This is a genomic window from Paradesulfitobacterium aromaticivorans, from assembly GCF_054657415.1.
Window position 1 is genome coordinate 1,893,314 of record NZ_BAAHYT010000010.1, and the last position, 21,478, is coordinate 1,914,791.

General features: G+C 44.7%; 19 protein-coding genes. 17 read left to right on the top strand and 2 right to left on the bottom strand.

The features are described from left to right. Nucleotides 1-58 precede the first annotated feature (58 nt). The 13 genes from lpdA to pdxS all read left to right on the top strand — a co-directional run bounded on the left by lpdA (nucleotide 59) and on the right by pdxS (nucleotide 14,413). Nucleotides 59-1,447, top strand: a complete 1,389-nt coding sequence (gene lpdA / locus ACYQ2N_RS15020; protein ID WP_460000062.1) for a dihydrolipoyl dehydrogenase — start codon at nucleotides 59-61, stop codon at nucleotides 1,445-1,447. Between the two features lie 143 nt (nucleotides 1,448-1,590). Next, a complete protein-coding gene (locus tag ACYQ2N_RS15025; protein ID WP_460000064.1) occupies nucleotides 1,591-1,794 on the top strand; it encodes a hypothetical protein in 204 nt (67 codons plus the stop codon). 365 nt (nucleotides 1,795-2,159) lie between these two features. Continuing rightward, nucleotides 2,160-2,543: a hypothetical protein gene (locus ACYQ2N_RS15030; protein WP_460000065.1), complete on the top strand. Its 384-nt coding sequence runs from the start codon at nucleotides 2,160-2,162 to the stop codon at nucleotides 2,541-2,543. Beyond that, nucleotides 2,530-3,471, top strand: coding sequence for an Ig-like domain-containing protein (locus ACYQ2N_RS15035; protein WP_460000066.1), 942 nt, complete (start codon nucleotides 2,530-2,532; stop codon nucleotides 3,469-3,471). Before ACYQ2N_RS15030 ends, ACYQ2N_RS15035 begins: the two co-directional genes overlap by 14 nt. Nucleotides 3,472-3,761: 290 nt before the next feature. Further along, complete coding sequence (locus ACYQ2N_RS15040; protein WP_460000067.1) at nucleotides 3,762-4,520, top strand: cell wall-binding repeat-containing protein; 759 nt, start codon at nucleotides 3,762-3,764, stop codon at nucleotides 4,518-4,520. Nucleotides 4,521-5,497: 977 nt separating this feature from the next. Next, complete coding sequence (locus tag ACYQ2N_RS15045) at nucleotides 5,498-6,946, top strand: APC family permease (protein WP_460000068.1); 1,449 nt, start codon at nucleotides 5,498-5,500, stop codon at nucleotides 6,944-6,946. A 63-nt stretch (nucleotides 6,947-7,009) separates the two neighbouring features. After that, nucleotides 7,010-7,786 (top strand): glucose 1-dehydrogenase, encoded by a 777-nt coding sequence (locus tag ACYQ2N_RS15050; protein ID WP_460000069.1) that lies wholly within the window; start codon nucleotides 7,010-7,012, stop codon nucleotides 7,784-7,786. Nucleotides 7,787-7,818: 32 nt separating this feature from the next. Continuing rightward, nucleotides 7,819-8,607 (top strand): SDR family oxidoreductase UcpA, encoded by a 789-nt coding sequence (gene ucpA / locus ACYQ2N_RS15055; protein ID WP_460000070.1) that lies wholly within the window; start codon nucleotides 7,819-7,821, stop codon nucleotides 8,605-8,607. A gap of 42 nt (nucleotides 8,608-8,649) precedes the next feature. Continuing rightward, nucleotides 8,650-10,038: an aminomethyl-transferring glycine dehydrogenase subunit GcvPA gene (gene gcvPA, locus ACYQ2N_RS15060; protein WP_460000071.1), complete on the top strand. Its 1,389-nt coding sequence runs from the start codon at nucleotides 8,650-8,652 to the stop codon at nucleotides 10,036-10,038. Nucleotides 10,039-10,109: 71 nt separating this feature from the next. Continuing rightward, on the top strand, nucleotides 10,110-11,675 hold the full coding sequence (gene gcvPB, locus ACYQ2N_RS15065) for an aminomethyl-transferring glycine dehydrogenase subunit GcvPB (RefSeq protein WP_460000072.1): 1,566 nt from the start codon (nucleotides 10,110-10,112) through the stop codon (nucleotides 11,673-11,675). A gap of 83 nt (nucleotides 11,676-11,758) precedes the next feature. Beyond that, the gene (locus ACYQ2N_RS15070; RefSeq protein WP_460000073.1) at nucleotides 11,759-12,874 is read left to right on the top strand and encodes an ATP-NAD kinase family protein; all 1,116 of its coding nucleotides are present in this window, start codon (nucleotides 11,759-11,761) and stop codon (nucleotides 12,872-12,874) included. A 71-nt stretch (nucleotides 12,875-12,945) separates the two neighbouring features. Further along, nucleotides 12,946-13,476 (top strand): TIGR01440 family protein, encoded by a 531-nt coding sequence (locus ACYQ2N_RS15075; protein WP_460000554.1) that lies wholly within the window; start codon nucleotides 12,946-12,948, stop codon nucleotides 13,474-13,476. Between the two features lie 40 nt (nucleotides 13,477-13,516). Beyond that, a complete protein-coding gene (pdxS, locus tag ACYQ2N_RS15080) occupies nucleotides 13,517-14,413 on the top strand; it encodes a pyridoxal 5'-phosphate synthase lyase subunit PdxS (RefSeq protein WP_460000074.1) in 897 nt (298 codons plus the stop codon). Between the two features lie 2 nt (nucleotides 14,414-14,415). Here the strand turns inward: pdxS and ACYQ2N_RS15085 are convergent, their stop codons facing one another. Together ACYQ2N_RS15085 and ACYQ2N_RS15090 are read right to left on the bottom strand one after the other, a co-directional pair. After that, nucleotides 14,416-15,498, bottom strand: a complete 1,083-nt coding sequence (locus tag ACYQ2N_RS15085; protein ID WP_460000075.1) for a response regulator — start codon at nucleotides 15,496-15,498, stop codon at nucleotides 14,416-14,418. Nucleotides 15,499-15,502: 4 nt separating this feature from the next. Beyond that, complete coding sequence (locus ACYQ2N_RS15090) at nucleotides 15,503-16,735, bottom strand: sensor histidine kinase (RefSeq protein WP_460000076.1); 1,233 nt, start codon at nucleotides 16,733-16,735, stop codon at nucleotides 15,503-15,505. Nucleotides 16,736-17,446: 711 nt separating this feature from the next. Here ACYQ2N_RS15090 and mraZ point away from each other — a divergent pair. From mraZ to ACYQ2N_RS15110, 4 genes are read left to right on the top strand one after another with little or no spacing between them, the layout of a single operon-like run. After that, nucleotides 17,447-17,878 (top strand): division/cell wall cluster transcriptional repressor MraZ, encoded by a 432-nt coding sequence (mraZ, locus tag ACYQ2N_RS15095; protein ID WP_460000077.1) that lies wholly within the window; start codon nucleotides 17,447-17,449, stop codon nucleotides 17,876-17,878. Nucleotides 17,879-17,893: 15 nt separating this feature from the next. Next, entirely contained in the window at nucleotides 17,894-18,826 is a 933-nt protein-coding gene (gene rsmH, locus ACYQ2N_RS15100; protein ID WP_460000078.1) for a 16S rRNA (cytosine(1402)-N(4))-methyltransferase RsmH, read from the top strand. Nucleotides 18,827-18,864: 38 nt separating this feature from the next. Continuing rightward, on the top strand, nucleotides 18,865-19,341 hold the full coding sequence (locus ACYQ2N_RS15105; RefSeq protein WP_460000079.1) for a septum formation initiator: 477 nt from the start codon (nucleotides 18,865-18,867) through the stop codon (nucleotides 19,339-19,341). Nucleotides 19,342-19,389: 48 nt separating this feature from the next. After that, nucleotides 19,390-21,444, top strand: coding sequence for a penicillin-binding transpeptidase domain-containing protein (locus ACYQ2N_RS15110; RefSeq protein ID WP_460000080.1), 2,055 nt, complete (start codon nucleotides 19,390-19,392; stop codon nucleotides 21,442-21,444). Nucleotides 21,445-21,478 lie beyond the last annotated feature (34 nt).

Consider the following 21,478-nt stretch of genomic DNA (forward strand, 5'->3'; position numbering starts at 1 on the left):
GCCAAGATCGTGTCGGAAAATGGTTTGGTTTCGCGATAATGAAAGGAGATTAAGCGGCATGGAGAGGTATCAGGTAGGAATTCTTGGGGGCGGTCCAGGCGGGTATGTATGCGCACTAAGGGCGGCTCAGTTGGGTTTGTCCGTGGTCCTGGTCGAAGGAGAACGTCTGGGGGGGACGTGCCTTAACCGTGGCTGCATTCCGACCAAGGCTTTGGTCAAGAGTGCTGACTTGTGGCGGGAAATGAAAAGGGCGGAAGAATTTGGCCTGGCTGCAGGAGAGATGAGCCTTAACTTTAATAAGGTGATGGAGCGCAAAGACCAAGTTGTGGACACGCTGGTAAGCGGAGTGGAGCAATTGATGAAAGCTGCGAGGATTAGGGTGGTTTCCGGGTGGGGAGAATTCAAAGAACCCGGATTTATAGAAGCTACTACAGAGGCTGGTAAGGAGAAGATCCCGGTTGATAACGTGGTCTTAGCTACTGGATCTGTACCGTTCCGCCTTCCTATTCCAGGAGCAAACTTGCCAGGAGTGCTTACCAGTGACGAAATCCTTTTGGAAACGAACTTGCCTCAAAGCATAGTGATTATTGGCGGCGGGGTCATCGGGCTGGAATTTGCCAGCATCTATCACACGTTTGGGGTAAAAGTGACAGTCGTGGAGATGCTCCCAACCTTGCTCGGAAATATAGATGAGGAGATTCCCAAGCGTTTGACTCCGATCTTAAAAAAAGCCGGACTGGAGCTTATGACTAAAACTGCGCTTAAAGAGATCCGTCGGGAGCACAATTCGTTTACGGTAAAAGTAGAGGATGTGAAAGGGGCAGCAAAGGAAATAACAGCAGATAAGGTGCTAATCGCCGCCGGGCGCAAGCCGAATGTGCGCGGGATCGACATTGAAGGCTTGGGGCTTAAAACGGAACGGGGCGCACTGGTGGTAAATGCACGGATGGAGACAAACATCAAGCATGTGTATGCCATTGGAGACGTAGTCGGGGGAATTATGCTTGCCCATGTTGCGTCCAGCGAAGGGATGGTCGTGGCTGAGAACATCGCCGGGCATGATGTCGAGATGAATTACAACGCGATTCCGAGTGCTATTTTTACCCATCCTGAGATCGCGGCTGTCGGAAAAACAGAGCAAGAACTTAAAGCTGCCGGCGTTCCGTACCAAGTAAGCAAGTTCCCCTTCTCCGCTAACGGCAAAGCGCTTTCTCTCGGAGAAACAATAGGTACGGTTAAGATTCTTGCCGACGCTAAGGGGGTAATCGTCGGCGGTGCAATTATGGGCCCACAAGCGAGCAGCCTCATCCAGGAGCTGGTTGTGGCCGTAGCTAAAGGGATCAGCGCTGAGGAACTGGCGCATATGGTGCATGCACATCCAACTCTGCCGGAAGCAGTGATGGAGGCTGCCCATGGCATCGGAGGGAAAGCGCTGCACTTAGCCTAGGTTATGAAGACATTCATTGTCAGGTGCAATTTCTTGATGGGGAAGGCTCCGGCTTTTTAAGCTAAACAGAGAGTATAAGTTTTTGGGGTGCCCGAGTGTTTGGGGGGTACCCCTTTACTTGCGAATAACTTCAACAGATGGGTTTGGCAAGCTCGAACGCCAATGAGAAAGATCCCAAATCTTGCAGGAAAAGCCAACTGGGTTATGCGCTGGATTCCGCGCGCATCGCCTGCGACTTAGGGCTATTGAAGAGCGAAAAGGCTTCCGTAGCGAAGGATAAAACGATGCAGACTCTCAAAGAACACTTGTCCAAAGGTGCTTATATGGAAGATATCTATTCCGATTGACCAATGGGCAGGAGAGCGCAGCTGGAGCTTGAATACACAAATCATTCATAGTCAAAAGAAGTACATATATCATGAAGGACATTTTTACAAGTGTCCTTTTTCTTATTTAGAAAATGTTTAGAGTAAGATTATAAAATGTATTGTAGGGTATTCCATATATATCCATCACTGTAATACTCTGTTTAGTCAGAGCCGAGTTTTATAAATTTGGTACGAAACCATAGTTAAACAATGAAGAAAGGAAAAAGGAGAAATCAGCAATGTATTATGACACTTAAGGTGAGAAACCTTCAATTTGTAAAATAAAATTGTGGAGGTATTATTTAATGATGAAAAAAAACTAAGATATTATTTCTGATTTTACCTTGTCTTATGATAGTGTTTCTTTAATAGGAAAAACAGCATATGGGGCGACAACAATTACCACTCAAGGATCGGGTTTTACCGGTCCGCAGGGCGTAGCTGTGGACAGCAGCGGCAATATCTACGTTGCAGACTTTAGTAACAATGCCATTAAGAAAATACAGACATCCTCAGCTACCTGCTCTGTGACCTACAACGGGAACGGCAGCACCGGAGGAAGCGGGCCCGCCGACAACAATACGTATGTCCAGAGTGCAACAGTCACGGAATTGGGAAACACCGGCAGCCTGGAGAAGATCGGCTATACCTTCATCGGGTGGCACAGCGGCAAATGGGAGTGGAACAAGCTATACAATCGGGGGCACCTTCACCATGGGATCGGCTAATGTCACGCTGCACGCTCAGTGGGCACCGACAGCGGCACCCGCGCTCACGGGATTTACCTGGGCAGCGGGCAGCACAGTAGGGACAACCCAGGCGACAGCGGTACAGTCAGGCACTCTGAAGTATGTTGTGGGAGCAGCTGGGGCACAAACCCAGGCCAAGGTGAGGGATGCAGCCACGGCTTACACGAGTACGCTGACGGCTAATACGGATATTGCAGTAACCTCAGGGCAGTACATCTACACCGTTTCAGTAGACGGCAGCGGTAACGTACTCACCTGGACAGACGTTTCGGTAGCCGACACGAACATCAAAGCCGCACCGACACTAACGTTGCAATCAATTACAGTCTCCCCATCTTCAGCAAGTATTCAAACGGGTGGAATTCAAACTTACAATGCCACAGCAAATTACTCTGATGGGACTACACAGGATATAACAAGTACGGCAACTTGGACTAGCTCCAATCCCACGGTGGCTACGATGTCCGGTAATACGGCGACTGGAGTTGCTGCTGGTACTACAGTGGTTTCAGCGGTTTACGGCAGTCAAACAGGGACGGCAAATCTGACCGTCACAACACCTGTTCCTACTTATAGCGGTGGAGGCAATAATAGCAGTAATAGCGGTAATGGCAGTAACGGCGGTAGTTCGTCTACACCTACGACAGTTACCGGCAGCGTCGTAGACGCTACTAACGGTACTCAGATTTCTAATCTAACAGCCACGGTAACGACCGATAGCAATGGGAACGCCACAGTTTCAATGAACGCAGCACAGACTGTGGTACTTAAACAACCTGACGGCAAAACAAGTCCACTAAGTGATCTGGTAAACATCGCGATTAACACTGCAGCAGGCAATCCGGTAACCATGATCAATGATGGAACAATAACATGTACCGAATCTGACGAAAGGAACACAGAATAACCTCAATATCACCTATGACTTAGGCAACGGACAAAAAATTATCATTGGCACCATCGATATAAAAGTTGCTGACAAGGAGCCATAAGTTTAACCAGCACTCTCATTGACACCATACGGCATCATTACCGACGAAGCAACAGGGTAGCCTATCGCGGGAGTCAACGTAACCTTGTATTATTCCAATACGTCCAGAAATATCGCCGCCGGAAAAACACCGGGTACGGGGGTTCCACTACCGTCTGTCGCTGGATTCAGCCCCAACAAATAATCAGAACCCACAGGTCAGTGATGTGTCAGGGGCTTATGGCTTCCTGGTATTCCCGAATACGGATTATTATATCGTCGCGACCAAGGAGGGTTATAACCAATACACAAGTCCAACAATCTCTGTCGAGCAAGAAATCGTGAACTGGAATTTATCACTACACGTCACCGGAACAGAAAGATTATCTGGTCAGGATAGGGTAGATACATCTCTGGTCATTGCTAAAGCAACTTATCCGAACAAAGTTAGCAATGTAGTTCTGGCGACAGCAAATAATTATCCGGATGCTTTAACAGGAAGCGTGCTGGCCTCCAAACTGAACGCACCAATATTGCTGGTAGGAATTTCAGAAGCTGACCAAGCGAAAATACTAACGTATCTCCAGGACAATATGAAGCCAACAGGAACCGTCTACATTTTAGGTGGTACTGTGGCCATAAGCTCGGATATGGAAGTGAAAATAAAGGGAATTGGATTTGGCAATATTGACAGAATAGGTGGCGCAGACCGCTTTGCAACTTCGCTTGAAGTCGCGAAATACTTCAACCTGGGAGGCAATCTTATCTGTGTAGCCTCAGGAAATGACTACCCGGATGCGCTTTCCGGAAGTATCTATGCAGCGGTAAATAAGGCACTCATACTATTAACGGCCAACAACACTTTGTCAAAGGAAGAACTGACCTTCCTGAATGATAAAAAAATAACCGGAATAACCATATTTGGCGGCGAAGGTGCGGTAACTCAAGCTGTCCAACAACAATTGCCGCAGTTGACAGGACAGTAAGAGGACTTAAGAGAGAACGAGTGTGTAGGTCCTTGGAGAAATTGCCGACTGGAAAACACGTAGATCTTAAGGCGTTACAAGGATCAGTTAATGAATGACGAATGCGTGTAGGGGGTTATGGAGTACGATTATAAATATACGAAAAGCAAATGACGAAGTACGCCTTCCGAGTGTTCATGAAGAGAAGTTTATAACCAAAAAGCTTAGACTCAGCAATGCGTCTAAGCTTTTATCATTTCGAACATTCTTATAATAAAAGAAAGATTCTAAGACAAAACACTTAAGAATTGTCTTCCACGCTTTGGAGAAGGCGTATCCTGGTCGAATATAATCACGAAATTGTTAAGCGTCTTCTTTTCCGACATTATCAAGTGTCGATGTGGTTTTATACCCGACAAAATGGCAACCCAACGCACGTCGAGACAGTATTAGTCTTAATTAAGCAGAATCTATCACAATAGGATAGTGAGAGAAAAATCAGGTTGGAACAATGAGTGGTTACGGTTTTTCTTATTCTTAGGCACAGCATCAGTTTGCGATATCCATAGGCAGCGTCTTCTCTGGCTACAAGCTCCAAGAGCCATTCCTTGATTTCCTCATTACTGACAGGCTTGCCTTCTTTTGTACAGGACGATCAATTGGTATGAATTAATCAATAGGAAAGCAAAAAAAAGCAAAGGTTATAAGGGATATTTTACTAATATTTAATAATAAGTATTTTGAAAAACATCAAGTAATTAAAAGGGGGTGATAGGCCAGTACAAAAAATAAAAGGGGGTGTATCGGAAGAAAAAAGTTATCTGGCATAAAGCAACTGTAGATTGTTCTTCCAAACAAATACCTACCAGTTCAGGGTTAGGATGAATCCTGGAGGAATAGGTGATAAAAGGATTTTACTATTGATTGAAGTGTGCCTGCTTTAGCTATCCCAATCATTATTGCCAAATAAAGATAGAAATGGTAAGGAGGAAAAATGAATGTCGACTCAAGCGCAAATAGATCCTAATTCGTCAAGAATGAAAGGGTCTGGAGTTCTCAAGCGGTCGTTAAGCTTGCTGTATGTTTACGCACTTGCTACTGGGTCTATTTTAACCTTTATAGGTTATTGGGACGGAAACTTTTTGACATTGGCAGGCCCGGCAACATTTTTAGGTTTTGCGATTATGACTTTGTTGATATTGCCAATTGCTTTTGTTTATGCAGAACTTGCTTCAATGCTACCAACTGCCGGTGCTGAGTTAGTTTATGGCACAGTCGGTTTAAACAAGCATTGGGGATTTTGGTCCTCCTGGTTTATTTTAGCAGCCTGGATGGCAGTACCTCCAGCGGCTGTTATGGGGATAATTGCCTGGATCAACCGGCTTTTTGGCTTTGGGTTATCTATTCAAGGCGTTGCAATAATTGGTGGTATTGTTCTCATCGTTTACACTTGGTTGAGTTTAAACGACATTAAATTAGCTGGGCAGATCCAGACCGTCATGTTGTTTATCGCACTTTTTGGTGTCGCTTTGACAGCTATTTTGTTTTTCTTTTCTGGACATTGGAGTTGGTCGAATTTCCATCCTTTTATCAGATCCGCACTAAACGGTGGTGGAGCGACCGGAAATGGCGGTTATTGGGGTTGGTTTATAGGGGTAGCGGCATTAATAGGACCATTCTTTGGTTTTGAAACGGTACCTAACCTGGTAGAAGAAGGTAATTTCCCAATAAAAAGTCAAAGTAAAGCAATTTGGGGTTCCGTCATCACCTGTGGTGTGCTGTATGTGCTGTTCTTTTTCTCCTTGGCAGGAATGGACACTTGGGAATTCCTTACAGGTAATGGCACATTCATGCCTTTTTCCGCGCTCGAGGTTATGGAAAAAATTGGTTGGCCTGCGTTCTACGGAGTATTTTTTGGGATAAGCGCTATTTTGTTTACTATTGGAACGTGCTTGTTAGGCTTTTGGTTATCAACCGTGCGTTTACTATATGCCATGGGTCGCCAAAACTTCTTACCGAAGGTTTTTGCCAAAACCAATAAGCATCAACAACCAATTGCTCCCAATATCCTCCTACTCGTAATTAGTTTGGCGTCCTTAATTGTAATGAACACCTCAACTTTCTTGAATGATTTCTATATGCTGATGTCATTTAGCGTTGCGGTCTCCTATACGATTATTATGGCATCGGCAATTAATCTTTGGCGAAAGCATCCCGAATGGGAACGCCCCTATAAATTATGGGGTGGGCAGGCATTTAGGATTTTGGCCTTAATAATTGCTTTGGTAATTACATGGCTGACAACTCTTGGCCAAAGTATTTCCTCGTGGAAAGCTTTCAGTATTTATGGGATAATAGGGGCTGTTTTCTGGCTTTGGATGATAATTTACAAATGGCAGAAGGAGCCAGTTTGGATGAATACCCCAGAAGGAGAAAAAGATTATTAAAATATCCTTATTATTCTCTGGCTCGTGTGAAAGAATAACTACCCAAAGGGGGATATTCGTGTAATGGATCGATTGCAAAATAAGGTTGCTCTAATCACAGGTGGGGCTTTGGGTATTGGCGAGGCGGATGCTAAGCTTTTTGCCAAAGAAGGAGCCAAGGTGATTGTCGCCGACATCAATGAAACAGAAGGACGACGGGTCGCTAAAGATATTGTTGCTCAAGGCGGAGAAGCAATTTTTCTAAAACTAGATATATCAAAAGAGGAAGAATGGCAGCAAGTGATTAAAGAATCTTTGAATAAATTTGGCAAGCTAAACATTTTGGTCAATAATGCAGGGGTTTCGCTAGGAAAAGATATAGAACAAACAACTTTGGCAGATTGGAACTGGTTGATGGGTATCAATGCTACGGGAGTGTTTTTAGGAACCAAATACGGCATTAACGCCATGAAAGACAATGGCGAAAATTGCTCAATTATCAACCGTTCATCCATTGATGGGCAAATCGCAGAAGCCGGGTTGTTTGCCTATTGTGCTTCAAAAGGGGCAGTAACAGTAATGACAAAATCTGCGGCACTGAGTTGTGGCGAAAAGGGATACAAGATTAGAGTTAATTCTGTTCATCCCGGTTATGTGCATACCGCTTTAACTGAAAAGGAAGCTGAGGACTCAGGTATGTCGGCAGAAGAATACTTTGAGAAAGTTGGCAAGATGCACCCTATTGGGTACATTGGAAAACCAATCGATATTGCCTTTGCCGACCTCTATCTCGCTTCAGACGAATCGATTTTTGTCACCGGTTCAGAACTCACTATTGACGGTGGATGGACGGCGCAGTAACTGCCCCCTTTAATGCGAAGGGAGAAAGCTAAATGAAATTAGAAGGAAAGCTGGCATTTGTCACGGGAGCGGCAATGGGTAATGGTAAGGGAATCGCTCAAGTGTTAGCAATGCATGGTGCTCATGTGCTGCTCGCGGATATTTCTGATCAAGTCTTCAGTATAGCTAAAGAACTGGAGGCTCAAGGTTACAAGGCTACCGGATATAAAGTGGATGTAACAAAGAGTGAGCAAGTTCAAAAAGCAGCTGACGATGCTATAGCATCGCTGGGGAAAATTGATATCTTGGTGAACAACGCAGGAGTAATAAAACTGGTTAACTTCCTGGACATGAGCGATGAGATTAGAGATTTCCACTTTAACGTTAATATCAATGGAGTTTGGAATTGTACCAAGGCAATTCTTCCCAACATGATCAAGCAGAAGTATGGCAAGATAGTAATCATGTCTTCAGTAACAGGGCCTATGGTTGCCGATGAAGGTGAGACTGCCTATGCAACCACCAAGGCTGCATTATGGGGCTTTACTAAGGCTCTTGCCAGAGAGGTTGCAAAATATAATATCACCGTCAATGCTATTTGTCCCGGTTATATACTGACACCAATGGCTGAACAGATTGCCAGAGAATCTAATCCGGATAACCCCCAATCAGTGATCGACAGTATTGCCGGAGCTGTGCCGGTAGGCCGGTTGGGCAAAATTGAAGAAGTCGGCGAATTGGCAGCATTCCTGGCTTCAGATGAATCCAACTACATCACTGGTACACAGATTGTAATCGATGGCGGAAGCACATTGCCGGAAACTGTCTCTGTCGGCGGATAATCGTAATTTTTCCAGCTAAAATTTTAAAATGGAGGTCATAAAATGAATAAGGCACATCCCTATATTGCAAACTCAGAGCCAAAACTAAAAGAAAAATTGCTCAAAGAAATAGGTATCGAAAGTGTAGCTGACGTTTTCAAGGAGATTCCTGAGCATCTGAAGTTAGGCAAAAAGTTGGACCTGCCTGAGCCCATAACTTCTGAATATCAGCTTAGAAGGCACGTAGAGGAAATCCTGCAAAAGAATAAATCCACCAAAGATTATTTGAACTTCCTGGGTGCAGGCACCTGGCAGCATTATGTTCCTTCAGTAGTTGACACAATTATTTCCCGCGATGAATTTTTAACGGCTTATGTAGGAGATTTTTACGGTGACCATGGTAAAGCTCAAGCTTTATTTGAAACCGCGAGTATGATTGGTGAATTAGTGGGCATGGACGCAGTCAACACACCTACTTATGACTGGGCTAACGCCATAGCAATTTCCTGTCGTATGGCTGCAAGAATGACTGGCCGTAAAGAAATCCTGGTGGCCGGAACCATTAGCCCCGGCAGACTTGCTGTCATCAAGAACTACTGCAAGCCTGAAATTATAGTTAAACTTGTTAAGCATGATAAAGAAAGCGGTTTGATGGATCTTGATGACCTAAAGAACAAGGTTTCTGCCAATACAGCAGCTGTATACTTTGAGAATCCATCCTATCTGGGGTTTATTGAAACCCAGGGTGAAGAAATCTCTAAGATTGCTAAGGATAATGGAGCTGAGGTTATTGTCGGTGCTGACCCGTCCTCATTGGGTGTTTTAGCTCCGCCTGTACAGTATGGTGCAACTATAGTTTGCGGTGAGCTGCAGCCCTTTGGTATTCATATGCAGTGGGGCGGCGGATTATCCGGATTTATTGCTACTCCCGATGAGGAAAGATATGTTGCGGAGTATCCCTCCTTGTTATTCGGTATTACGTCAACCCGCCAAGACGGTGAGTATGGTTTTGGCGAAGTATTTTATGAAAGAACTTCCTATGCTTCACGGGAAAAAGGTAAAGATTTTATCGGAACATGTACTGCCTTATATGGCATTGCAGCTGGTGTTTACATGGCCTTGATCGGACCTCAAGGCTTGAAAGAACTTAGCGAAGGTATTATGCAGAGAGCCCAGTATGCAATTAACCTGCTGTCTGAAATCCCGGGGGTTAAGGTTCCTGTGATCAGTTCACCAAGCTTCAAAGAGTTTGTAGTGAACTTTGACAGTACTGGTAAGACTGTTGCTCAGATTAATAAGGCCCTGCTGCAGGAGAAAGTCTTTGGTGGAAAAGACATCAGTAAAGAGTTTCCTGAGTATGGTCAAAGTGCTCTATACTGTATTACCGAGGTCCATTCCAAGCATGACATTCAAAAACTGGCACACGCAGTAGAAAAGGCCGTCAAGTACTAGTACTACAAACATTGTTAAGGTAGTTAATCAATGAAATAACACTGTAATACGATTAAGAGAGGAGACGGAAAATGGGTAATGTTAAAGCAAGAAAAAACTTCCAACAGGCACGCTGGAATGAGCCTATAATTTATGAATTATCAAATCCTGGAGTAAGAGGTATTCATGTTCCTGAACCTGAGCAGGAAATTAAGGATAAAGTTGGGGACGTAATAGGCAAACTTCCTGCAAACATGCGCAGAAAAGGACTGGCTAATCTTCCAGAAATATCACAAAAACATGTATTAGCTCACTGGTTGCGTCTGAGTCAAGAAACATTGGGGTCAAACATTGGCAACGATATCAGCGAAGGAACCTGTACAATGAAGTACAATCCTCGCGTAAACGAGGACTTGGTAGCCTATCCTAAATTTTCAGAATTACATCCCTGCCAGGAGGAATCAACGGTACAAGGCATCCTGGAAATCTACTACAAGTTTGAACAGATAATTAAAGAGATTTCCGGTATGGATAAAGTAACATTTCAACCTGGTGGAGGAAACCATGCTGTATATACAGCAGCAAGTGTAGTCAGGGCTTACTGGGAAGAAAAAGGCGAATTGGATAAAAGAGATGAGATCATCACAACTATTTTCTCCCACCCATGTGATGCCGCTGCACCGCACACTGCTGGATTTAAAGTAATAACACTCTATCCGGATAAGAACGGTTTTCCTGACATTGAAGCCTTGAAAGCAGCAGTTTCGGAACGTACAGCTGCCATCTTTATGACCAACCCGGAAGACATTGGTCTGTTTAACCCGAAAGTAGATGAATTTGTAAAGATTGTACACGAGGCGGGTGGTCTGTGCTTCTACGACCAAGCAAATGCTAATGCATTCTTGGGAGTAACAAGAGCAAAAGAAGCTGGGTTTGATATGTGTCACTTCAATGTTCACAAAACATTCGGCGCTCCTCATGGATCTTCCGGACCAGCTAACGGCGCATACTGCTGTAAGGAAGAATTTGCGAAGTTCCTGCCGCTTCCAACGGTGGAGTTTGACGGTGAGAAGTATTATCTGGACTATAACCGTCCAAATAGCATCGGCAAGGTAAGAGATTTCATGGGTACTGCCGGCGTTATCCTAAGAGCTTATGCATGGACAATGGCCATGGGAGCTGAGGGACTAAGGGAATGTGCTGATATTTCAGTTCTAAACAACAACTATCTGGAGAAAAAACTGGTAACTATCAAGGGGCTAAGCGAAGCGTTTGCCGGTAACGGCTACTGTAGGCAGGAGCAAGTACGCTACAGTTGGGAACAACTTCAGAAGGATACAGGTGTTGGAACAGATGATATCAACAATAGAATTGTTGACTACGGCATACCGCACTACTGGACCAGCCATCATCCGTGGGAGATTCCCGAGCCGATGACTCTTGAGCCTTGTGAGACTTACTCAGTCGATGATTTAGATGAGTACTATCAAGTTTTGAAGGAGATTTCCAAGGAAGCTTACGAGAACCCGGAACTGCTCAAGACTGCTCCGCATAAAGCTGCAGCTCATAGAAGGAATGACGAGGACTCTCTGAATGATCCCTCGAAGTGGGCGGTCACTTGGAGTGCTTACGTCAAGAAGCATGGTATGAAGAAATAAAATAATAAAAGTTTTCCGCACCCTGTACAGGGTGCGGAAAACTTTGAAGCATAAGGGCATTACAAAAAAGGTGGTGTTTCAGCTTGCTGAAAAAATTAGGCTTTATTGTAAATCCGGTTGCAGGAATGGGCGGAAGAGTAGGTTTGAAAGGAAGCGATGGTTTAGAGATCCTGGAAAGAGCTAGGCAGCTTGGCGCAAAACCTGAATCCCCGAATCGTGCAAGGGATGCCCTTAACATGGTTAAAGACCTTAGGGACAACATTGAATTAGTAACTTACCCTTATAAAATGGGTGAAGAAGAGGCAAAACAGTGCGGTTTTAAACCCACAGTGATTGGCTCAATAGATCAAGACAATACCACTTCTGAAGACACTATCAGAGCTACTAGGGATATGGCAAAAGCAGGTGTAGATCTGATATTATTCGCCGGTGGAGACGGTACAGCGAGAAATATCTGTGAGGCAATAGGCAACAAGGTACCAGTTATTGGTATCCCTGCAGGAGTGAAAATTCATTCGGCCGTTTACGCTACAAATCCCAATAATGCTGGGCAGTTGACATTAATGTATTTGACCGGCAAACTGAAAAAAGTTCAGGAAGCTGAAGTCATGGATATCGATGAAGACGCCTTCAGGGAAGGACGAGTTACAGCTAAATTATATGGATACCTTTTGGTTCCACACGAAGAGAGGTTAGTTCAGGGCCTAAAATCAGGCAGAGCTGAAGGTGAAGGAACTGCCTTAAATGCTATTGCAGAAGAAGTAGTTGCACTTATGGAATCTGACTGGGTATATATTATTGGACCTGGAACAACAACCAGAGCCGTAATGGACAAATTGGGTTTACGCAATACGTTACTAGGCGTAGATGCAGTGTTGAATAAAGAACTCATAGGCAGTGATTTATCTGAACAGAAGATACTGGAGATTATAGAAGGTAAAAAGGCTAAAATAGTGGTTACTGTCATAGGTGGACAGGGATACATTTTTGGACGGGGCAACCCACAGATCAGCCCAAAAGTATTGAGAAATGTTGGAAAGGATAATATTATCGTTATTGCTCCACAGAGTAAGCTTACTGTTTTAGGGAGGAGGCCTTTGTTAATAGATACTGGCGATAATGAGGTAAATGAGATCTTAAGCGGTTACTATAAGGTAATTGTTGGTATTGAAAGAACTGTCATGCGTAAAGCCGAATAAACACCGCGATCATCCATCATATGTTCTACCAATATAAAAGAGAGTGGGAGTCGCAAGTGGAAAATTTAGAAATGTTAACATCTCAAGTTGAATTTGCGCTCAAAGGTTTGTTGGAAATAGCTAATTTAAATCCGGGGCAGATAGTGGTCATCGGCTGTAGTACTAGTGAAGTATTGGGTAAAAAAATCGGGGAGGCGTCAAATATAGATGTAGCCAAAGCTATATTGGACGGTCTGCTGCAGCAGGTAAAATTAAATAATCTCTACCTAGCCATTCAATGCTGCGAGCATTTAAACCGGGCGTTAGTGGTAGAAAAAGAATGCGCTGAAAAATATAACTTAGAAATTGTTTCAGTTGTTCCACATCCAAAAGCAGGTGGTTCGCTAGCTTCAATAGCTATGAAACGGTTTGATAACCCTGTAGTTGTAGAGACTATTATCGGACACGCAGGAATGGATATAGGTGATACATTTATTGGCATGCATTTAAAACGCGTCGCAGTTCCAATACGTTTAGATATCAATAATATTGGCAATGCCCACTTAACATTAGCGCGTACTCGACCAGCATTAATTGGTGGAGAAAGAGCAAAGTACAAATGAAACATTTTAACTAGACATCGTGGTCATTTAGGAGGTAAAAATGACTGAAAGATATAGAAATAATGGATCGTGGATAGTCAAAAAAGGATTAGCAGAAATGCTCAAGGGCGGGGTTATTATGGATGTAACAACTCCCGAGCAAGCTAAAATTGCTGAAAAAGCCGGAGCGCGTGCTGTAATGGCTCTAGAAAGGGTTCCAGCTGACATCAGGGTTGCAGGTGGAGTGGCCAGGATGGCGGATCCCACTGTCATTCTGAGAATAATGGATAGTGTTACCATTCCTGTGATGGCTAAAGTTCGAATCGGACACTTTGTAGAGGCTCAAATTTTAGAAGCTTTAGGAATTGATTATTTAGATGAAAGTGAAGTTTTAACTCCGTCAGACGATAATTTCCATATTAATAAGCATCAGTTCAAAGTCCCGTTTGTTTGCGGTGCACGCAATCTGGGGGAAGGACTCCGCCGCATTGGTGAAGGAGTTGCTATGATTCGTACTAAAGGCGAGCCCGGGACAGGAAATGTCGTAGAAGCAGTTACGCATATGAGAAAAGTAATGTCTGACATCAGAAAAATTCAAAATCTTCCTGATGAAGAGTTAATGACCGAAGCGAAGCAAACAGGTGCTCCATATGAACTTTTGAACCAAGTAAAAAAAACGGGCTGTTTACCGGTTGTAAACTTTGCTGCTGGAGGGATAGCTACTCCTGCTGATGCTGCGCTGATGATGCGACTGGGTGCAGATGGTGTTTTTGTAGGTTCTGGTATTTTTAAATCTAAGCATCCAGAAGCCCGGGCAGAAGCAATAGTTGCTGCAACAACCCATTTCGAGGATGCTCAAACCCTAGCCAAGATTTCAAAGGATTTAGGTAAGGCAATGCCTGATTTAGAAATTTCAAGTATAGCTAAAAATGAGCGTCTGCAGGACCGCGGCTGGTAGATCTATCTTTCTAATAATAGTCTTCGATATTTTGAGGGTGAAATACCTACACTTTTCTTGAACATGCGGTTAAAATGAGGAACTTCGTTATAGCCCACTAAAGTGGCAATCTGATTAATATTGATTGCAGAATTTCTAAGAAGTATTTTTGCTTCAGTTAAACGTATTTGATTTAAATGCTCAGAAAAAGTTAATCCGGTTTCTTTTTTTATTACCCTACTTATATAGCAGGTACTGAAATGGAAATGCTGTGACAACTCTTCAAGAGAAATGTTTTTCTTTGAGATGTTTCTATCTATATAGGTGAGGATATTTTCAACCAAATCCTTATTGCTGGTTTTGTTAGGGTTAATTAAATCGATAATTTCAAATTTATAAGTCTCAAGGTAATTTATTGCTTCCTCCGTAGAACTGATGCTAAGAGTAGCTTGCACACAACCGCGGGCGTGGGGTAATATTTTTTGTGGGTCTAATCCTGAATCTAACAACCCTCTTGATAATACTGTATTAAGTTCCAACATGTAAGTTTTTAGTGTTGAAATTGTCTTAGAAATCTGTATTAGTTCCTGGGAAAATTCTCTAAACGCATTAGAGAAAAGTGTAATATCATGGTTTTTAAGTGCTAGTATTAACAGCTTTTCCTTATTTAAAGGATATTTATTAAAAATGAGGTCTTTTTCGGGCAATTGGTCAATGTACTCCTTGATTGGTTTTTTTCTCTGATGTTTTATTACTTCTAACACTGAAAAAATTTCGTCGGCTGAAACAGGTTTAAGCAGGTATTCCTCTGCTCCTAACCGTAGGGCTTTCTGGACGTACGAAAATTCCTCATAAGCACTAATGATAATGCAACTAATTTCGGGATGCAGAATTTTTATTTCTTTTATTGCTTCTAACCCGTTAATACCTGGCATCCTGATATCCATCAAAATAATATTAGGCAAAAGTTTGGTAGCTAGTTCAATAGCTTCACGGCCATTGGCTGCTTCGCCGACTACTTTAAAACTCTTGCCTCTTTGCTCTATTGCCTGCTTTTGATAAATTCTTTCGAGCTCTTCGTCGTCTACAAGCAAGATTGTATCCATTGTTTTACCTCCCTGAAATAAACTCCAAGGTAATTGTTGTTCCATGGTCCAATTCGCTTGCTATTTGAAATTTAAAATTATTCTCTCCCAAGTAAATGCTAAGTCTTTTATAAACATTATATATTCCGATATGTCCTATGCCTTTAAAACTAGTTTCACTGGACTTAAGACTGAGCATAATGTTTTCCAGTTGAGTTGGGGACATGCCTAAACCGTTGTCATTAATAATAATTCTATATCCTTTGTCCGTTGTCTCGCCGAGAAGATGCAGCTTGCCTCCATCTTCTTTAGGCTCAAGACCATGGACAATAGCGTTTTCTACCAATGGTTGTAGTGTAAAAAACGGAAGTTCAAACTCTAACAAGTTGGGTGCAACATCAATCTGGTATAATATCCGATCGCCAAATCGCAGGTTTTGAATATACAAATATTTATTGATGTAATCCAGTTCGCGATCTAACGGTAAGATCTTATGAATATCCCGCAAACTGTATCGCAACATTTTAGTAAAAGCATCTAGAACTTTTTGTGCCTTTTGGTATTGTTCGAGAGCAATTAACCTGTTTATTGTACTTAAAATATTAAACATAAAATGCGGATTGATTTGATTTTGTAATGCTATTAACTCTGCTTCCTTGAGGGAATTTTCGAGGACTGCGCGTGCCTTTATTTCTTTAATTAATTGTTCTTTCTGTCTGTTAACTGTATCCTGGGCAATTTCTGAAATTTTTTTTTCTACGATGTAATTAACAACTATAAAAAGAGTATGGGCTATTGCTTCGATTCGTTGTCGGGGTAAATATTCTATTTCGCTATATAATTCGATATATTCAGAATCTGAAAGCCAATTCAAATAGCTTGGTAACTTCTCCAAGTAGGGAGGGACTGTGTCAAGACATTTTACCTGGCCTGCCATCATCGTACCTAAGTACTGGGAATTAACTATGATAGGTACTGCTATATCAATAAGTCCAGCATGACATTTATAGATAAAGGGTTTTTTAAGTTTATTTGCCTTTTGACCTGCCAGGTAATTTGAGAGCTTGCAAGCATTTATACCTTGTTCGTGGGAATGAAGTTTAGAGCAAAATTTTGAATAATTTGCGCCTTCTCCTAATTCATTACCGTATTCATCTGCAAAGACAGCAGCTATCCCTGTTGCTGTAGAAAAAGAGTCCTGTATAGTACGTAAAACATCAAGCTTGACAAAATTACTAAGACTATATTCAGTTTCCAAAAGGAACCCTCCTAATTGCCAGCCCTGAGTTTTCTCTATATTTCAATCACAAATATTTTTCTCGAAATTAGCCAATCCCCAACTTATCAAGATTCACTGGTAAACAGTTGATGCTAAGTATCAAGGATTGATCTTATATAGTGTTCTCCGACAAATACAAAAGGCACCTCCAGTACCTCAAAAAAACGATGTACAAGGCGCCTTTGCCCCAAACAAAATCAGCTTGGAATCAATCACTAATAACTATCTAACTTATTTTAATAATAATACGAAAAGCCGTGGTTGTAAAGGACCTGAAATTCGATTGTTTGACAAACGGATAATCTGACTATACAATATCTACCCACTCCATCTAACGTTCCATTAGAGCATAAGTTTCGGGGCGCAATAAGAAAAAATAGGGCTTCGACGGCTAAGGATGGCCAAGTGTCGCTTAAACCATGGACGGCGAGAAGCGACCGCCAACAGCCCGATCCCGACATGTTTATCATTAAGCTCGTTGTAGGGTTGAACTTAGGTCAAAAATTTTCACTAGGCTCGGTTGGTTAATTATTTCTGTTTCTAGGGGAAAAGGTCATAGGACTTTCTTCCCTTTTTTTATTTTCCTCAAGAAAAATATTACAACTTAGCAGGAAATCTCCTCTCAATGGAGAATAAGTGGGGTAAAGTGGGGCAAAGTGGGGCAAGTAGGTGCCGGGGTGGTGAACAACAGTGTTCATGGGAGAGTATCTCCATACAATTGACGGAAAAGGGCGGCTGATCATGCCCGCCAAATACCGGGAAGCCTTGGGTGAGAAATTTATCGCCACCAAAGGCTTGGATCACTGTTTGTTTGTGTACCCGCCCGCTGAATGGCAAGTTCTTGAACAGAAGCTAAAAACCTTGCCTTTTACCCAGCCTGATGTCCGGGCTTTTGTCCGGTTCTTCTTTTCCGGGGCCACAGAATGCGAAGTGGACAAGCAGGGGCGAATTCTCTTGCCTGCCAACTTGCGTGAATATGCACAATTGGAGAAAGATGTTGTGCTGGTGGGGGTGTCTACCAGGGTAGAGATTTGGAGCCAGGCACTTTGGGCAAACTACTCTGGTCAGGCTGAAGAACTTTATACCAGTGCTGCTGAATCCCTGGTCAACCTCGGAATTTAAGAAGGGACGATTAACTTGGAGTTCAAACACTTGACCGTGTTACTTGCACAGAGCATTGATTATCTGGTTACGGATGATGCTGGGACGTATGTAGACTGCACTCTGGGTGGGGCCGGACACAGCAGCTTGCTCTTAAGCAAGCTTGGGCCCGGAGGAAGGCTGATTGCTTTCGATCAGGATCCTGTAGCAGTAAAGCATGCCCAAACTCTGTTTGCTCAGGATAACAGGGTGCAGATTATCAAACGCAATTTTGTGCACCTGGAAGAGACCTTAAAAGAACTGGAAGTTCTGCCTGTAAATGGAATTATTTTTGATCTGGGAGTCTCATCCCCGCAGTTGGATGAGGCTGAGCGGGGGTTTAGTTATATGCAGGATGCCCCGCTAGATATGCGTATGGACCCCAGCCAGACCCTGACTGCTCAGGAAATCGTCAATAAATGGAGCGCTCAGGAGCTAGAGCGCATAATCCGGGAATATGGAGAGGAAAGATGGGCCCGCAGAATCGTGGAGTTTATCGTCAACAGGCGGGCCCACTCTTGGCTTGAGCGTACGGGAGAATTAGTCGAAGTCATCAAAAACGCAATTCCGGCGGGGGCGCGGCGGGAGGGTCCTCATCCTGCCAAGCGGACGTTTCAGGCCTTGCGGATTGCGGTAAATGATGAGCTGGGCGTGCTCGACCGGGTGTTGGACCAGGCTTTGAACTGCCTGGATGCCGGTGGACGAGTGGGAGTCATTACTTTCCATTCGCTCGAAGATCGCCTGGTCAAACAAAGAATGCAATCCTGGCTGGGACGGTGCACCTGTCCCCCGGATTTTCCAATTTGCCGCTGCGGTGCCAAACCCAAGGCCCGCCTAATCACGCGCAAACCTGTCCTGCCTTCGGTGCAGGAAGTTGAGCATAATCCGCGTTCACGCAGCGCCAAGCTGAGAGTAGCTGAGAAATTGTGATTCGCTAGAAGTATAAACGTTAAGGAGGGGGAATACCTTTGATAGTGGCGCAGGAAAAGATCCAATGGCAAGAACCGTTAGAAAGCAGACCCCGGAAACGGAAAATCTCCCCCACAAAGAAAAACCACGCCATACTTAAGTGGGCACTGGTCTTAGCTGTGATTACTGCGGTAGCAGGTTCGATCGGAGCCATGACTGTTCAGCTTACGGTGGCGAAAGGAGCGCAAGCGCGGGCTTTAGAGAAGGAGATTGCCGGAATAAAGGTGGAAAATGATCTCCTCCAGCTTGAAGTGGATAAGCTGCGCTCAGTTAGCCGCATTGAAAGTGCCGCTTTGGCGATGGGGATGGAGAAACCGGCGGGGACGGTGTATGTGTCTGGAAATCTACCTGCCGTCAAGAATGATAACGGGGCCCCAGCTACTCAAAATGCCGCTAATTCTCCTTCGACCAAAACTTCTGCCCTCAAGCAAGTATCTCAGCTTTTTACGGGCTTTTTTGCTTCGACCCAACGTTAGAAGAGAGGCGTTTTGTGTACGCTAGCCCCGATAGCAGGGGGGGGACGGATGAGTCCGTTCGTTTTAATGCGTAAGCGAATCGCCTTTCTTTTTTTCTGTGTCAGCGCTTTCTTGCTCGTGCTGATTATACGGTTGGCAGTTGTGCAACTGGGGCAGGGAGCATTCTTAAGCGACATCGCAGATGATTATCATTTTCGGGGTGTGCCGGTGGCTCCCAAGCGCGGCAATATCGAAGACCGCAACGGGGGTATGCTGGCCATGAGTGTCAGCAGTGAGACTGTGTATGCGGTTCCGGCCGAAGTCAGGCAGTCCGGGCGGACGCGGGAAATCGCTGAGAAGCTGGCGCAGATATTGAACAAGCCGGTGACGGAAATCGAACCGAAGATTACAAAACGTTCGGCCTTGGAGTATGTGCAGAAAAGAGTAACTCCGGAAGCGGCGGCCCAAGTGAGGGCCTTAAAACTACCGGGAATCGGAACAACGGAAGACAGCCAGCGCTATTATCCCAACGGCAGCTTAGCTGCACACATTATTGGGTTTGCCGGGATTGACAACCAGGGCTTGGAAGGAATAGAGTTAACCAGGGATGAAGCGCTAAGGGGAGTACCTGGCAGCGTTTTGAGGGAATTCGGGGCTAACGGAATTGAACTTCCTGAGGCCGAACAGCTTTACCTCGCACCCAAACAGGGGAACTCGGTGCGGTTGACGATTGATAAAAGCATCCAGGCTTTTGCGGAACGGGAACTGCAGAAGCTGATGTCAGGGCAAGGGACCAACATGAACGGGCAGGTTCCCAAAAGCGCCTCCATCCTGGTGATGGATCCGAACAGCGGAGAAATGCTGGCTTTGGCAACCTTGCCGACATTTGATCCTAACCACTACCAGGAATACGACCTGAGTACCAGACGCAATATTGCCATTCAAAACGGGTATGAGCCAGGTTCCACTTTCAAAATAATCACCCTCGCGGCCGCGCTTGAGGAGAAGAAAATCAAACCTGAGGAGCATTTCTTTGACCGTGGCTTTTATACTGTGCTGGGCAAGAATGTGCGCTGCTGGAAAGCAGGAGGGCATGGAGATCAGACGTTTGTCCAGGTTGCTGAGAATTCCTGCAACCCGGGGTTTGTCGAAATGGGCCAGCGCCTGGGCACGGATAGATTCTATAAGTATTTGCGGGATTTTGGGTTTGGCCAGAAAACAGGGATTGAGATGTCCGGGGAAGCTGTGGGCATTCTGGCTAACAAGAAGCGGGCGACAGCCCTGGATTTGGCCACAATGTCCATTGGTCAGACGAATAATGTCACTGCGATCCAGTTGCTTACGGCCGTGGCCGCCGTGGCTAACGGCGGCAACTTAGTCAAGCCCCAGTTGGTGAGAGAGATTGTAAGCCCCAGTGGTGATGTCGTGGTGCCGTATAAAAAAGAAGTTGTACGGCGCGTCATCAGTGAAAGCACCTCTAAGCTGGAGCGTGAGATTTTAGAATCGGTCGTGACAAACGGCACGGGTCGTCGTGCTTTCCTACCCGGTTATCGGGTAGCGGGCAAGACCGGGACCGCCCAGAAAGTGGCGAACGGGCAGTATGTGCAAGGGGACTATGTCGCTTCCTTTGTTGCGTTTGCCCCTGCTGACAACCCCCGTTTGGTGGTCTTGTCCGTGATTGACGGCGTACCTTTTTACGGTGGTGCGGTGGCGGCTCCTCCGGTTCAGGCCGTGTTGCTTGATTCTCTCAAATATCTGGGGGTAAAGCCGCAGGCTGATGCGCCCTTAACCCCGGGCAAGCCGATGCCGGGTTTGGAATTCCCGCCGGTGAAAAAAGCAGCTACTGTTCCGCCTGTTCTCGGATTGCCTGTGGCCGAAGCGCAACAGTCTTTGACCAAGGCTGGCTTCAAAGTCCTAACTGAGGGTGAGGGCGGGTATGTCCTTGACCAAATACCCCGCGGGGAGGCGACCGTGGAAGAAGGCTCGGGCGTGCTTATCTATCTGGGTCAGGATGCGGGGGCTCCGGCTATGGCCAACTGGTGGGAAGAAGAAGACGAAGATATTGAGGCGATTCTGAGCTTTCCTGGCAGGGTACCGATTGTGAGCAGCCCTCTGGGGCAATGAGGTCTGCCTTAGGCTTAAGCTGTCTATAATATTT